At 72.3% G+C, this 13,187-nt stretch carries 14 protein-coding genes; 5 read left to right on the top strand and 9 right to left on the bottom strand.

Features of this window, described 5'->3' with window-relative positions:
- Positions 1-6: 6 nt before the first annotated feature.
- The 3 genes from HT134_RS15590 to HT134_RS15580 all read right to left on the bottom strand — a co-directional run bounded on the left by HT134_RS15590 (position 7) and on the right by HT134_RS15580 (position 3,046).
- Positions 7-1,002 (bottom strand): zinc metalloprotease, encoded by a 996-nt coding sequence (locus HT134_RS15590; RefSeq protein ID WP_175601038.1) that lies wholly within the window; start codon positions 1,000-1,002, stop codon positions 7-9.
- 77 nt (positions 1,003-1,079) lie between these two features.
- A complete protein-coding gene (locus HT134_RS15585) occupies positions 1,080-1,340 on the bottom strand; it encodes a DUF3039 domain-containing protein (RefSeq protein WP_175601037.1) in 261 nt (86 codons plus the stop codon).
- 95 nt (positions 1,341-1,435) lie between these two features.
- The gene (locus HT134_RS15580) at positions 1,436-3,046 is read right to left on the bottom strand and encodes a DHA2 family efflux MFS transporter permease subunit (protein WP_175601036.1); all 1,611 of its coding nucleotides are present in this window, start codon (positions 3,044-3,046) and stop codon (positions 1,436-1,438) included.
- Positions 3,047-3,200: 154 nt separating this feature from the next.
- Between HT134_RS15580 and HT134_RS15575 the strand changes: the two genes are divergently transcribed.
- On the top strand, positions 3,201-3,857 hold the full coding sequence (locus tag HT134_RS15575) for a TetR/AcrR family transcriptional regulator (RefSeq protein WP_175601035.1): 657 nt from the start codon (positions 3,201-3,203) through the stop codon (positions 3,855-3,857).
- Between the two features lie 4 nt (positions 3,858-3,861).
- Here HT134_RS15575 and HT134_RS15570 read toward each other — a convergent pair whose 3' ends face one another.
- Together HT134_RS15570 and HT134_RS15565 are read right to left on the bottom strand one after the other, a co-directional pair.
- The gene (locus tag HT134_RS15570) at positions 3,862-4,440 is read right to left on the bottom strand and encodes a YqgE/AlgH family protein (RefSeq protein ID WP_175601034.1); all 579 of its coding nucleotides are present in this window, start codon (positions 4,438-4,440) and stop codon (positions 3,862-3,864) included.
- 17 nt (positions 4,441-4,457) lie between these two features.
- Positions 4,458-5,144 (bottom strand): TetR/AcrR family transcriptional regulator, encoded by a 687-nt coding sequence (locus tag HT134_RS15565; protein WP_312888143.1) that lies wholly within the window; start codon positions 5,142-5,144, stop codon positions 4,458-4,460.
- 94 nt (positions 5,145-5,238) lie between these two features.
- Here HT134_RS15565 and HT134_RS15560 point away from each other — a divergent pair, with 94 nt between their 5' ends.
- The gene (locus tag HT134_RS15560; RefSeq protein ID WP_217707827.1) at positions 5,239-6,621 is read left to right on the top strand and encodes an MFS transporter; all 1,383 of its coding nucleotides are present in this window, start codon (positions 5,239-5,241) and stop codon (positions 6,619-6,621) included.
- A gap of 160 nt (positions 6,622-6,781) precedes the next feature.
- Here HT134_RS15560 and HT134_RS15555 read toward each other — a convergent pair whose 3' ends face one another.
- The 4 genes from HT134_RS15555 to HT134_RS15540 form a co-directional block, all read right to left on the bottom strand.
- Positions 6,782-8,191 (bottom strand): NAD-dependent malic enzyme, encoded by a 1,410-nt coding sequence (locus HT134_RS15555; protein ID WP_175601032.1) that lies wholly within the window; start codon positions 8,189-8,191, stop codon positions 6,782-6,784.
- Between the two features lie 56 nt (positions 8,192-8,247).
- On the bottom strand, positions 8,248-8,877 hold the full coding sequence (locus HT134_RS15550; RefSeq protein ID WP_175601031.1) for a cytidylate kinase-like family protein: 630 nt from the start codon (positions 8,875-8,877) through the stop codon (positions 8,248-8,250).
- A 9-nt stretch (positions 8,878-8,886) separates the two neighbouring features.
- The gene (locus HT134_RS15545; RefSeq protein WP_175601030.1) at positions 8,887-9,822 is read right to left on the bottom strand and encodes a tetratricopeptide repeat protein; all 936 of its coding nucleotides are present in this window, start codon (positions 9,820-9,822) and stop codon (positions 8,887-8,889) included.
- Positions 9,823-9,907: 85 nt separating this feature from the next.
- On the bottom strand, positions 9,908-10,420 hold the full coding sequence (locus HT134_RS15540) for a MarR family winged helix-turn-helix transcriptional regulator (protein ID WP_175601029.1): 513 nt from the start codon (positions 10,418-10,420) through the stop codon (positions 9,908-9,910).
- A 230-nt stretch (positions 10,421-10,650) separates the two neighbouring features.
- On the opposite strand from HT134_RS15540, the gene HT134_RS15535 reads away from it, so the two are divergent.
- The 3 genes from HT134_RS15535 to HT134_RS46975 all read left to right on the top strand — a co-directional run bounded on the left by HT134_RS15535 (position 10,651) and on the right by HT134_RS46975 (position 13,006).
- Positions 10,651-12,003, top strand: coding sequence for a hypothetical protein (locus tag HT134_RS15535; RefSeq protein WP_175601028.1), 1,353 nt, complete (start codon positions 10,651-10,653; stop codon positions 12,001-12,003).
- Between the two features lie 52 nt (positions 12,004-12,055).
- Complete coding sequence (locus HT134_RS15530) at positions 12,056-12,727, top strand: DUF4230 domain-containing protein (protein ID WP_175601027.1); 672 nt, start codon at positions 12,056-12,058, stop codon at positions 12,725-12,727.
- 147 nt (positions 12,728-12,874) lie between these two features.
- Entirely contained in the window at positions 12,875-13,006 is a 132-nt protein-coding gene (locus tag HT134_RS46975; RefSeq protein ID WP_281387489.1) for a hypothetical protein, read from the top strand.
- Positions 13,007-13,187: the final 181 nt, after the last annotated feature.

Genomic DNA, 13,187 nt, shown 5'->3' with positions numbered 1-13,187 from the left:
GACATCTTAAGTGTGGCGCCCCAGCGCGGCGAGCCGGCCTTCCTCCCCCGCCCTCGGCGCCGCCTGGGTGGCCGGCGGGTCCCGGTAGACGACCCACATCTCGCGCATCCGCGCCGCCTGACCGGCGGTGAACTCCCACATGCAGGCGTCCCTGCCGTAGTCCATGAAGTTGTGGACGGGGTCGGGCCGCCCGTCGGTGCCGCAGGTGTCCTTGGACTCGGGGCATCCCTCGGTCGGGCTGCCCTCGGGCGGCGTGTCGTCGATGCCGTCGCCGGGGTTCTGGCAGCCGTTCTCGAAGGTGTGGAACAGGCCGAGCCAGTGGCCGATCTCATGGACGGCGGTGTAGCCGCGGTCGTAGCCGGCGAAGGAGCCGCCGGGCAGCGTGCGCCAGTCGACGACCACGCCGTCGATCTGCGGGTTGTCCTTGTACCAGTACGGATAGGTGGAGAAGCCGAGCACCTGCCGGTCGAGCTGGGCGATGTAGAGGTTGAGCGTCTCGGGGCCGCCCTTGCGCAGCGCCTGCTTCATGGCCGACTCGTTGGTGGTGGGGTCGGCGAACCACTTGGCGTTGCGCACGAGCCGGGCCCCCGCCAGGCGGAAGGTGACCCCGGTGTCGACGCCGCCGAACTTGCCGGCGTAGGCGTCCCTGAGCGCGGCGAACTGCGCCTTGACGGCGGAGGTGGCGGCGCGGGTGACGCCGTCGGTGAGGACGTGGACCCACACGGGCACGACGACGCGCTCGGGCGCCCTGCCGCCGGCCAGGCCCTTGCCCAGTTCGGCGAGGACCCGGCCGACGTCCTGCGGCTGCGGTTGGCGCGGCTCGGGGCCGCGGTCACGGACCCGCGCGGCAGCCGCCACGGGAGCGCACGCGGATGTCGTGCCGGCGACGGCCGCGGCCCCCGGCCCCTCGGCGGGCCGGGACGCGGCTTCGCCGCGGGGCGGCGGCGCGAGCCCGGTCGTCAGCAGGCATGCCAAAGAGACGGCGGTCGCGCGCCGGGCCATGCAATCCCCCGTTACCGATCGAGTTGGTCAGATCACCGACCGTAACGCGACCGCGAGTGATCACATGGGAGCAACACTCACTGGTTCTTGTCGTCGCCCTGGCCGCCGCCCGGCGGGAGACCGTCGTAGATCTCCTTGCACTCGGGGCACACCGGGTACTTCTTCGGGTCGCGGCTGGGCACCCAGACCTTGCCGCACAGGGCGCGGATCGGCGTGCCGGTCACCATGCTCTCGGTGATCTTGTGCTTGTCCGCGTAGTGCGAGAACCGCTCGTGGTCACCGTCGCCGTGCGACGTCCTCGGCGTCGTTTCCTGCTCGGGGAGGATCTTCGTGCTCACCCCACCGAGTCTATGCCCCGTCGCCCCTGCCCCGGGCAGCCGTACGGCCCCCGCCCAGGGAGGGCGGGGGCCGTACGGACGGAACCGGGAGAGCGTCAGCCCATGTGGACCGGGGCGCTCTGGTCGGACTTGCGGCCCGCCTTGACGAGCAGCGTGAGGGCCGCCGTGAGCAGCATGACGCCGGTGCTCACGAGGAACGCCAGGTGCATGCCGTCCATGAACGCGTTGTGCACGGCCGGGCCGACCGCCTTCACGATCTGCTCGGGCGTGCCGGCCGGGAGCCCGCCGAACGCGGCGGCCTTCTCCAGCAGCGAGAGCTGCGCCGCCGGGATCTGCTGGGCCGCCGGGCCGAGGTAGCCGGGCAGCTTGTCGGCGATCTCGCCCGCCATGACCGCGCCCAGGATGGCGGTGCCGAGCGCGCCGCCGACCTGCATGGCCGACTGCTGCATGCCGCCCGCGACGCCGCTGAGCTCCACCGGGGCGTTGCCCACGATGATCTCCGTGGCGCCGACGAAGACCGGCGACAGGCCGAACGCGAGCAGCACGAACGGGACGGCGCTCTCGATGAACGAGGCGTCGATGCTGAGCTGCGACATGAGGAACATCGAGCCGGCGGTGATGACCAGGCCGATCGCCATGGTGAGCTTGGCGCCGAGCTTGCCGATCAGCATGCCGGCCAGCGGCGAGGCCACGATCATGCCGGCGCTCATCGGCAGCATGCGCAGGCCGGCCTCCAGCGGGGTGAGGCCGTGGACGCCCTGGAAGAAGAAGCCCAGGAAGAACATCGCGCCGAACATGGCGAACGCGACCATCATCATGAGCACGGTGCCGATCGAGACCGACAGGTTGCGGAACAGGGAGAGCGGGATCAGCGGCTGGCGGGCCCTGCTCTGCCAGAAGACGAACGCGGCGATCAGCACGGCGAAGCCGGCGAGGAAGCCGATGGTCTTGCCGTCGCCCCAGCCCCACTCGGGCGCCTTGATGACCGACCAGACCAGGGCGAACATCGCGCCGGACAGCAGCACCACGCCGAGCCAGTCGATGCGGGCCAGCGTCTGCGCGCGGTTCTCCTTGATGAGCAGCACGCCCATCACCAGCGCCACGATGCCGACCGGGGCGTTGATGAAGAACACCGACTCCCAGCTCACCTTCTCGACCAGCAGGCCGCCCACGATCGGGCCGGCGGCGCTGGACAGGCCGATAATGGCGCCCCAGGCGCCCATGGCCTGGTTGAGCTTCTCACCGGGGAAGGCGCCGCGCAGCAGCGCCAGCGCGTTCGGCTGGAGCAGCGCGCCGAACAGGCCCTGCAGCACGCGCAGGCCGATCAGGGCGCCCACGGGCGACAGGCCGGGGATGACGTCGGCCAGCTCCTGGCTGAGGCCGATGCCGATCGACGAGAGCGCGAACCCGGCCACGCCGATGAGGAACACCCGCTTGTGGCCGAACAGGTCACCCAGCTTGCCGGCGGTGATCAGGAAGACGGCCAGGGCCAGCAGGTAGCCGCTGGTGACCCACTGCAGGTCGGACAGCGAGGCGCCGAGCTCACGCCCGATGACCGGGTTGGCGATGCCGACCACGGTGCCGTCGAGCATCACCATGATGACGCCGAGGCTCACCGCGAGCAGCACGAGCCACGGATTGCCCCCCGCTCGCCCGGCCCCGGACTCCGAGGCCGGCGGCGCGTCTACCGCCTTCACATGCGCCATGAAACCCCCTCAACACATGCCTCACACCTGAGGCAAAGATCTCTCAAGACTCAGGTAATCTATGTCAGTCGCTGAAAGAGTTCAAACCATTTAGAAAAGTCAGAGAGCGACTTCTGTCACAGTGTGACACGATGATGTCGAGGGAGTGACGCCCATGGGTCTACGGGAACGCAAGAAGGAGAAGACGCGCCTGGCGATCCTTGACGCCGCGCTCGATCTGTTCCTCGAACAAGGGTACGACTCCACCACCGTGGAGCAGATAGCGGGGTCCGTCGACATCTCGCCGCGGACCTTCTTCCGCTACTTCACCAGCAAGGACAGTCTCGTCCTGTGGTTCCACGACCACGGTGAGGAGATCATCACGGAGACCCTGCGTTCCCGCCCGCCCGGCGAGCCCCCGTTCACCTCGATGGTCCACGGGCTGCGCGCCGTGCTGAGCGACATGCAGGACTCGACCCCGCAGGACGCGGAGCGGTTCCTCAAACTGCGCCGGCTGCTGGACGACCACCCCCACCTGGTGGGCCTGTCGGTGGCCAGGGGCGCCGAGACCGAGCGCCGCCTGGCCGCGGCGGTGGCCGAACGCCGGGGCGTCGATCCGGCCGACGACCGGATGTCGCACCTGGTCGTGGCCATCGCCATGTCGGCGCTGCGGGTCGGGTTCGAGTGCCCGAAGAGGGAACGGCCCGACCTGGGCGAGGTCCTGGGGCAGATGGAGGAGACGATCGTGCTCGTGGAGGGCATGCTGCGGCCCGGCTGGGACCTGCGGGGCACGCGGGAGCCGTCGGACCGGGGGGAGGCCCTGGACGCCTAGGGCGTCAGTTCATGGTCGGGTCCTCCGGGCAGTTGGCCACGAACGCCAGCTCGCCCCGCTGGCGCCGCAGCACGTGCCGCCACAGCGAGCGCGGGTCGGTGTGGAAGGTGTCGCCCGCCTCCGAGTCGACCACGTACCAGGCCCCCTCGGCGATCTCGCTCTCCAGCTGACCCGCCGTCCACCCGGCGTACCCGGCGAAGATCCGCATCTGCGAGATCTCGCCCTGGAGGATCTCGGGCGGCGCGTCCAGGTCGACGGTGCCGAGCCGGGAGACGGACGGCGTGCCCGCGTGGAGGCGGCGCCATCCCAGGGGCTCCTCGCCGCTGGGCACCGCGGCGAGCGCCAGCGCGCTGTCGGTCTGCACCGGGCCGCCCTCGAACAGCACCGGCGGGCCGGTCACCAGGGGGTCCCACACGGGCAGCACCTGGGTCACGGAGATCTCGCTGGGCCGGTTGAGCACCACGCCGAGGGTGCCCCCCTCGGAGTCGTGCTCGAGGATCAGCACGACGCTACGCCGGAAGTTCGGGTCATCGAGAAGCGGCGTCGCCACCAACAGACCGCCGACGTAGATCGCTTCCGCCATACCTCCATCATGAAGGGTCAGCCGCGCATCTCGCTCCCCTGGTCCGCCGTTGTTACGTTTTGCGCGCGTACGGACCTGGATCTTCCCTCTTCGCCCGAGGGAGCGACGGCCGGCGGGTCCGCCCGGACGAAGGCGCCGGCCCGCGCGGCGGCGAGCGCCTGGAGAGCGGACCTGGCGGCCACGTCGTCGTCCACCGGCTCCTTCGTGACGAGCAGCCGGTAGTACAGCGGGGCGGACACCGCCCGGACGACCTCGGCCGCGTCCGTGCCCTCGGGCAGCTCGCCGCGCTCGACCGCGCGCTCCACGGAGCGGGCCCACTCGGCGACGCGCCGGCCGTAGAAGGCGCGCAGGGCGGTGGCGGCCTCCTCGTCGCACGTGGCGGCGGCGATGACCGCCTGGAACGTCGCCCCGAGCCGCCGGTCGGTGACGGCCCCGAGGACCGAGGCCGCGTTCGCGCGCAGGTCGGCCTCCACCGAGCCCGTGTCGGCGTGCGGCGAGGACTGCTCGGCCAGCTCCGTCATGAGGTCGGCCACCAGGCCCGCCGGGCTCCCCCAGCGCCGGTAGACCGTGGTCTTGCCCACGCCGGCCCGGGCGGCCACCTGGTCCATGGCCAGCCCGTGGAAGCCCCGCTCCACCAGCTCGTCCTGGGTCGCCGCGAGCACGGCCTCGCGCACCCGCGCCGTCCGGCCGCCGGGCCGCTGCATCCCCGCCAAACGGGACTCCTGTTCCATTAACGCGCCTTCCTGTGTTACCGTCGCTTCCATCTTAACGGAACTATCGACCCATTAAGGGGGCGACATGACCGCGCTCACCGAACGCGCACCCGCCGCGGCGCGCATGACCGGACGCCAGCGCCTGATCCTCGTGCTGCTGCTGGGCTCGCAGTTCATGCTGGCCGTGGACTTCTCCATCCTGAACGTCGCGCTGCCCGTCATCGGCGCGGGCCTCGGGTTCGCGCTGGCCGACCTGCAGTGGGTGGCGACCGCGTTCGCGCTGGCCGCGGCCGGCTTCACGTTGCTGGCCGGCCGGATCGCCGACCTGTACGGCCGGCGCAGGCTGTTCCTGGCCGGGATGGCGCTGCTCGGACTGTCCTCGCTGGCCGGCGGGCTGGCGAGCTCGCCCGGCATGCTGCTGGCCGCCAGGGTCGCCCAAGGGCTGGCCACGGCCGTGGTCACCCCGGCCGGTCTGTCCCTGCTGACCACGTCCTTCCCTGAGGGGCCGCTGCGCTCGCGGGCCCTCGGCCTGAACGGCGCGCTCATGTCGGCCGGCTTCACCTCGGGCGCCGTGCTCGGCGGGCTGCTGACGGACCTGCTGAGCTGGCGCTGGGCCTTCCTGATCAACGTGCCGGTCGCGCTGGCCGTCCTCGTCACGGCGCCGGCGCTGCTGGCGGAGAGCCGGCCGGAGGGACGGCCCGCGATGGACGTGCCCGGGGCCGTCACCGTGACGGCCGGCCTGCTGGCCCTCGTGTTCGGGCTGACCCGCGCGGGCGAGCACGGCTTCGCCGACCCGCTGGCGCTCGGCTCGCTGGCCGCCGCCGCGGCGCTGCTCGTGGCCTTCTGGTTCGCCGAGCGGCGCGCCGCCTCCCCGCTGGTGCCGCCGGCCGTGCTGGCCCGGCCGAACGTCAGGTGGGGCAATCTGGCGGGCCTGGTGGCGTTCGCGACGGAGACGTCGCTGGTGTTCCTGCTGACGCTGTACCTGCAGAAGGTGCTGGGCTACTCGCCGCTGGCCACCGGGCTGGCCTTCGGGGTGCTCGGGCTCGGCACGGTGGCCGGCGGGCTCGTGGCGCCGCGCGTGCTGGCGCGCACGGGCACGCGCCGGGCGCTGGCGCTGGGCTTCGGCGTGCAGGCCGTGGCCACGGCGTCGCTGGCGCTGCTCGGGACCGGGCCTGGCTCGATCTGGCTGCTCCTGGCGGCCACCTTCGTCGGCGGCGTGGGCAACATGGTGGCCATCGTCGCCTTCATGGTCACGGCCACCTCGGGCCTGCCCGACGCCGAGCAGGGCCTGGCCACGGGCATCGCCACCATGACGCAGCAGGTGGGCATCACGATGGGCATCCCGGTGATGAGCGCCGTCGCCACGGCGGCGATGGGGGCGGGATCGGTGCTGCACGGCGTCGTGGTGGCCGTCGTGGTCAACGCCGCCCTGGCGCTCGTGGCGACCGCGATCCGCCCGAACCGCTGAAGCGCCCGCCCCGGTCGGCACGGCCGAGGCGACACGGAAGGCATGGTCGAGGGGGCGCCGTGACGGCGCCCCGCCGCCATCCGGTCAGCGGCCGTCTCCCTGGAGGCCCCCAGCCACGAACGGCGACTGGGGGCTGCCGGGCTTTGCCGTAACGGAAGACTTATGCCTCGGTGAAGCCGCGCGCACGGCCTCCGGCCGACTCGCGGACCGCCGCCGCCACCGCAGCCGCCACGTCCGGGTGGAAGACGCTCGGGATGATGTAGTTGGGACCCAGCTCCTCCGGCGTGACGACGGCCGCCAGCGCCCCGGCGGCGGCCAGCAGCATCTGCATCGACACCTCCGTGGCCTGCGCGTCGAGCAGGCCACGGAAGACGCCCGGGAACGCCAGCACGTTGTTGATCTGGTTGGGGTAGTCGGAGCGGCCCGTCGCCACCACGGCCGCGTGCTCGCGGGCGTCGTCGGGCGAGACCTCGGGCTCCGGGTTGGCCAGCGCGAAGACCACCGCGTCGCGGGCCATCGTGGCGATGTCGTCGCCCGTGAGGATGCCCGGCGCCGACACGCCCACGAACACGTCGGCGTCCTTGACCGCGCCGCGCAGGTCACCGGCGTAGCCCTCGGCGTTGGTGTGCTCGGCGATCCACCGCAGCGACTCGTCGAGGTCGTCGCGGCCCTGGTGGACGGCGCCGAGGTAGTCGCAGACCACGACGTTGCGGGCGCCCGCCGCGAGCAGCAGTCGCAGCACGGCGTTGCCGGCCGCCCCCGCGCCCGCCATCGTGATCTTGACGTCCTCGATGGACTTGCCCACCACGCGCAGCGCGTTGGTGAGCGCGGCGAGCACGCAGATGGCCGTGCCGTGCTGGTCGTCGTGGAAGACCGGGATGTCCAGCAGCTCGCGCAGCCGCCGCTCCACCTCGAAGCAGCGCGGCGCGGAGATGTCCTCCAGGTTGATGCCGCCGAAGCCGGGGGCGATGAGCTGCACCGCCCGGACGATCTCGTCGACGTCCTGCGTGTCGAGGCAGATCGGCCAGGCGTCGATGCCGGCGAAGCGTTTGAACAGCGCCGCCTTGCCCTCCATGACCGGCAGGGCCGCCTCCGGGCCGATGTTGCCGAGGCCCAGCACCGCCGAGCCGTCGGTGACGACCGCGACCGTGTTGCGCTTGATGGTCAGCCGGCGCGCGTCCTCCTTGTTGCGGGCGATCGCCAGCGAGACCCGGGCCACGCCCGGCGTGTACGCCATGGACAGCTCGTCGCGGTTGCGCAGCGGCACCTTCGACACCATCTCGATCTTGCCGCCGAGGTGCATGAGGAAGGTCCGGTCGGAGACCTTGTGGATGACGACGCCCTCGACCGCCTCGAGCTGGTCGACGATGGCCTGGGCGTGGTCGGTGTCGCGCGCCGCGCAGGTGACGTCAATGCGCAGCTTCTCGTGGCCCGCGTTGGTGACGTCGAGGGCGGTGACCACGCCGCCTGCCGACTCTACGGCGTGGGTGAGCTGGCTGACGGCCTTGCCGCCTGCCGGCACCTCCAGCCGCACGGTGATGGAGTACGACACACTCGGGACGGTCGCCACGTCAATCGCTCCTTCGGGCCTGACCAAGAAGTTCTCCTATGGTAGGGGGAACCCGGTCAGGCCAGTGCCTCGGCCGCCGTCACGATGAGGTCCACGCACGCCGGCACCGGGATGCTCGTGCTGTCGATCACCAGGTGGTACAGGCCCGGATCGGCCGGATCCGCGCGGTAGAAGTGCCGCACGTACGCGGTGCGGGCGCGGTCGTTGCGCTCGATGAGCTTCTGCGCCTCGCGCTCGGGCATCTCGCTCAGCGTGGCCGTCTGGAGCACCCGCCGGCGCAGCGGCGCGTCGAGCCGCACGTGCAGCGCGCCGGGGTGGTCGGCGAGCACGATCGCCCCGGCCCGGCCCAGGAACACGCCGCCCTGGGCGCGGGCCGTCTCCACGAGCACCCGCTCGGTGCGCCGGACGAACTCCTCCGGCGCCAGCGGCATCGCTCCCGGCACGTACATGTCGACGCCGCCGAAGGTGACCGTGGGCAGCCGCATCGCCCCGGCCAGCAGCCTGGCCAGGCCGTGCGCGGCCCGGTCGTCGTGGGCCAGCGCCTCCTCCAGGGTGCAGCCGAGCTCCTCGGCCACGGCGCCGGGGATCGCGCGGTCGACGAACGGCACGCCGAGGCATTCGGCCACGGCCGGGCCGATGTGGCCGCCGGCCGTGCCGTACGTCGCCGAGATGGTGACGACCCGCACACCCCCAGGTTAGAACAGCGCGCTGGCCAGGGCCCTACGTGCTTTGGCCAGGGAAGGGTCCTCGGCCGGGAGCGTCTCGAACAGGCTCAGCAGGTGGCGCCGCGCCTTGTCGCGCTCGTCGCCGGAGGTGCGCTTGACCACCGCGACGACCCGCGCGAACGCCTCGTCCACCGAGCCCGACAGCATCTCCAGGTCGGCGGCGAGCAGGTGGGCGTCGATGTCGGCCGGGTCGGCCAGGCGCCGCTGCACGTCGGCCGGGTCGGCGTCGGCGGTGCGCTTGATCAGCCGCACGCCCGCCAGGCCCATCTTGGCGTCCTCGTCGGCGGGCACGCGGGCCAGCAGCCGCTCGTAGGCCGCCTCGGCCGCGTCGAGGTCGCCCTGCTCGATGGCCTGCTCGGCCGCCGCCAGGTCGGGGTCGGCCGGCGGCGCCTCCGGCGCCTGCGCCTCGCCGGCCGCGGGCGGCCTGGCGTCGGGGTTGGCCTGGTAGAACTGCTCGACCGCGCCCATCAGCTCGTCGAGCCAGCGGCGCACCTCCTGCTCGGGCAGCACCTGCTGGAAGCCGGTGACCGCCTGCCCCTGGAAGATGGCGAGCACGGTCGGCACCGCCTGCACTCGCAGCGCCTGGGCGATCTGCGGGCTGGCGTCGACGTTGACCTTGGCCAGCACGACCCGGCCGCCCAGGGAGCCGACCACCTTCTCCAGCACGGGGCTGAGCTGGGCGCTGCCGGGAGCCCGCGGCGACCACAGGTCGAGCACGACGGGCACGGTCATCGAGCGGTCGATGACGTCGGTCGTGAAGGTCTCCTCGGTCACGTCGACGATCGAGGCCGAGGACGCCGCCTGCGGGCCCGCCGCCTCACGCCGGGCCTGCGCCTCCAGAGCCTGCTTGCGCGCGCCCAGGTCCACCGCTCCGTAGAGCGACCCGGGCCGAGAGAAGTCCGCCATGCTCCTCATCTTGCCGCATGCCACGGCGCGGGTACGCCAGCGAGGGCCGCGCTCCGCCGTGGGCCGAATCCCCGGGTCCCCCGGGTCACCCGCCGAAGTCGCCCGCCGCCACCCTGAGCGTGCGGAGCTGGTCGAACATCGCGTGCAGCTCCTCCTCCCCGTACATCGCCAGGCCGAAGTCGGCCGCCATCAGGTCGGCCGTGGCGCGGCGCACGACGTCGCGGCCCTCGTCGGTGATCTCCGCCAGCACGCCGCGGCCGTCCTTGGGATTGCGCATCCGGCTGACCAGCCCGGATCTCTCCAGCCGGTCCACGGTGTTGGTGACGCTGGTGGGGTGCACCATCAGCCGCTCGCCGATCTTCCACAGCGGGAGCGAGCCCGTCCTGCTGAAGGTCAGCAGCACCAGCGCCTCGTACCTCGCGAAGGTCAGGTCGTACGGCTTCAGCAGCGAGTCAAGTTGCGACAGGAGGATCTGATGCGCTCGCATGATCGAGGTGACGGCGGCCATGGCGGATGAGGGCCCGAAGTGAACACGCCAGGTCTGCGCGGCGCGTTCGATGGGATCGAACGGCAGGTTGAGGGGCTTCGGCTGCGACACAGCGCTACGGTAGCGCGCCGCTCGTCCGCTTTCGTCTGGCTACTCTGAGCTATCGGCTTCACTGCTTGGCCAAGAATCCGGACGTCAATCATCACGCTCCGTTATGGTTCTCGCATCAAACGGTGACGCGGACCCCAAGTCCAACGGCGGTGGGGACCTGCCGGACTGCTGACGTCCGCGTTCGCCGACGGGGCACGGGGGGTGCTTGATGAACGTCAAGGGGAGATCGCGTGCGTGAGCACGCGGGCGTCACGCGCGAGGAGTTGAAACAGAGCGCGGCGGTCACCGTGGCCGTGCTCATGGCGCTCGGCCTGGCCGCGGCCTGGAGCGTCCTGATTCCCGGCGTGGACGCGTGGGAGAACATCGTGGCCGCGGTCATCGGCTCGCTGCGGCTGACCGGGCCCGTGGCGGCCGGGTTCGCCGCGTGGGTGGCGCTGCGCAAGCGCAGGACGCTGCGCGGCCGCACGCTCGGCGCGTGGCGGGCGCTCAAGGCGCCGCTGGCCATCGTGGTGGTGGTGCTCGGGTCGTTCGCCGCGACCGTGCTGGTGCTGGCCGTCAAGACGGTCCTCACCGAGCAGGCCGGGCCGGTCAGCCTGCCCGGGCTGGGCGTGGGCATGGCCGGCCTGGCGCTGTACTCGGTGATCGGGTGGGTCGCGGGCTGGTTCGCGCCTTTCGCGATCACGCCGCCGCTGGCCGGGCTGGGCTGCTACCTGCTGTTCAGCCGGCTCGCCGACGGCGGAGGCTGGGCCGACCGGCTCGCGCCGGGCGCCGGGCGGCCGTACGACCTGTTCCAGGGGATGGGCGGCGCGGCGTTCCTCGACCAGACGATCTGGCTGCTCGGCATCACCACGGCGCTGCTGCTCGGCTGGGCCGCGCTGGTGACCCGGCAGGCGGTGGTGCTGGCGTGCGCGCTGCTGGCCGTGCTCGCGGCCGGCACGGGGGTGGCGCGGCTGCTGGCCGCGCCCAAGCCGGCCGCCGCGCAGGACATCGCCTACGCCTGCCAGGAGTGGCCCATCACCGTCTGCCTCCACCCGGCCATGCGGGCCGGTCTGACCGAGCTGGGGACGGCCTTCACCAAGATCGCCTCCCGGCTGGCGGGCACCCCGGCGGCGTTCACCCGGGTGGAGCAGCGGCCGCTGGAGGACGAGCTGCGGCCGACGCCCGGCCTCGCGCCCATCCACGTGCGCGACCTGTCGGCGGGGTTCGCGGACGAGGCGTCGTACGAGTACGTCGAGTCGCTGGCGGCCAAGTGCCCCGGCACCCCGGCCGACGGCTACCGGGAGATCGTGATGGCGTGGCTGCGGGGCGAGCCGCTGCCCGGCGGCCCGCTGCCGGAGCACGAGTACGCGGCGGCGTGGTTCTCCGGGCTGAGCGAGCACCAGCGGCGCGAGTGGCTGCGCATGTTCTTCAGCGACTTCCAGTCGTGCCGGCTGTCGAGCACCCACTTCGGCGGCGGGCCGGGTGAGAGCGGGCGGCGCCGCTCGGGCACGGCCCGGGTGACCGCGACCGCGGGCTCGCCCCAGCAGGTGTACCCGGTCTATCCGGACGCGGGCGACGCGACCGTGACCGACTGGAGACCATAGATGTCACCAAAGGGCTGGCAAGGGTGATCGACGGCCGGGTAGTCACCACGGTATGACGACATCCCGTACGGCGCCCGCCGACGCATCACCGGGGCGGCGCCGCAGGTGGCGATACGTGGCCGGGCTGCTGGTGCTCGTGGCCCTGCTCGTGGTCGGCGGCCGGCTGGCCTGGACGTGGCTGGACCCGACCGGCGAGCGGACCATCGACCGCAGCCAGCCCGTCCTCCTGCAGTCCATCAAGGACCTCAGCCGCTTCGAGGCGGCGACCGGGACCTTCCAGGTCGTCGTCGACCTGGAGAAGGACGCCAACTTCCTGCCCGACGCGGTCAAGGGCACCCGCACGCTGTTCGTCGGCGCGGGCGGCGTGGACGCGTACGTGGACTTCTCGGGCCTGGCGGCCGACGCCGTGACCGTGTCGCCGGACCGCACCCAGGTGACGGTCCGGCTGCCGCGCGCCCAGCTGGAGAAGCCCAACCTGGACAACAGCCGCTCGTACGTCTTCGCCCAGCAGCGCGGGCTGCTCGACCGGGTGCAGGACTTCCTGTCGTCCTCGCCGGGCGACCAGAGGGAGGTGTACGTGCTGGCCGAGAAGAAGATCGCCGAGGCGGCGGCCGCCAGCGACCTGCGGGCCCGGGCCGACACCAACACCAAGGCCATGATGGAGGGGCTGCTGAAGTCGCTCGGCTTCACGAAGGTCGTGGTGAAGTACGGCGACGAGCCGTGACCTAGGTACCCCTCAGAGGCGGACGTCCGTGCCTAGGTAGGGGTTGGGGTCCTGGTTTAGGGCATCCGCCCGATGTGGGCGGGCGGGCCTTAGGACGAGCCTTGAGAGTGCAGGAACCAAGCACCTCACCAACCGGGAGCGATTCGGATGCACGCCGAACTCGAGTACCTCGTCATGCGGAACCGCGCCGAGGAGCTGCGCCGCGCCGCCGCCCGCCACCGCCTCACCCGCGAGGCGGCCGGCCGCCGTCGGTCGTTCGTCGCCAAGCTCTTCTCATGACGTTTCGTCACGGCACGGCCGGTTTTTGTTCTTCTGTCACGGCACGGCCAAGCCGGCCCCAGCCCCCGCACGGGGCTGAGGGCCTCCAGGGGGACGGCCTCTGACCGGACGGTGGCCGGCCGCCGTCACGGCGCCCCCTTGGCCGTGCCTTCCGTCAAAGCGTGGGCCGGGGCGCCGACCA

This window comes from Nonomuraea rhodomycinica (genome assembly GCF_013363995.1).
In the GTDB taxonomy this organism is placed as follows: domain Bacteria; phylum Actinomycetota; class Actinomycetes; order Streptosporangiales; family Streptosporangiaceae; genus Nonomuraea; species Nonomuraea rhodomycinica.
The sequence above is the reverse complement of the archived record's forward strand: the minus strand, read 5'-3'. Positions and strand labels throughout refer to the sequence as shown.

Bases quoted from the DNA above. Each gene is read 5' to 3' on its own strand.
- HT134_RS15575 (WP_175601035.1), top strand. From the start codon at position 3,201: ATGGGTCTACGGGAACGCAAGAAGGAGAAGACGCGCCTGGCGATCCTT.
- HT134_RS46975 (WP_281387489.1), top strand. From the start codon at position 12,875: ATGCACGCCGAACTCGAGTACCTCGTCATGCGGAACCGCGCCGAGGAG.
- HT134_RS15580 (WP_175601036.1), bottom strand. From the start codon at position 3,046: ATGGCGCATGTGAAGGCGGTAGACGCGCCGCCGGCCTCGGAGTCCGGG.
- HT134_RS15560 (WP_217707827.1), top strand. From the start codon at position 5,239: ATGACCGCGCTCACCGAACGCGCACCCGCCGCGGCGCGCATGACCGGA.
- HT134_RS15570 (WP_175601034.1), bottom strand. From the start codon at position 4,440: ATGGCGGAAGCGATCTACGTCGGCGGTCTGTTGGTGGCGACGCCGCTT.
- HT134_RS15565 (WP_312888143.1), bottom strand. From the start codon at position 5,144: ATGCAGCGGCCCGGCGGCCGGACGGCGCGGGTGCGCGAGGCCGTGCTC.
- HT134_RS15545 (WP_175601030.1), bottom strand. From the start codon at position 9,822: ATGGCGGACTTCTCTCGGCCCGGGTCGCTCTACGGAGCGGTGGACCTG.
- HT134_RS15590 (WP_175601038.1), bottom strand. From the start codon at position 1,002: ATGGCCCGGCGCGCGACCGCCGTCTCTTTGGCATGCCTGCTGACGACC.
- HT134_RS15530 (WP_175601027.1), top strand. From the start codon at position 12,056: ATGACGACATCCCGTACGGCGCCCGCCGACGCATCACCGGGGCGGCGC.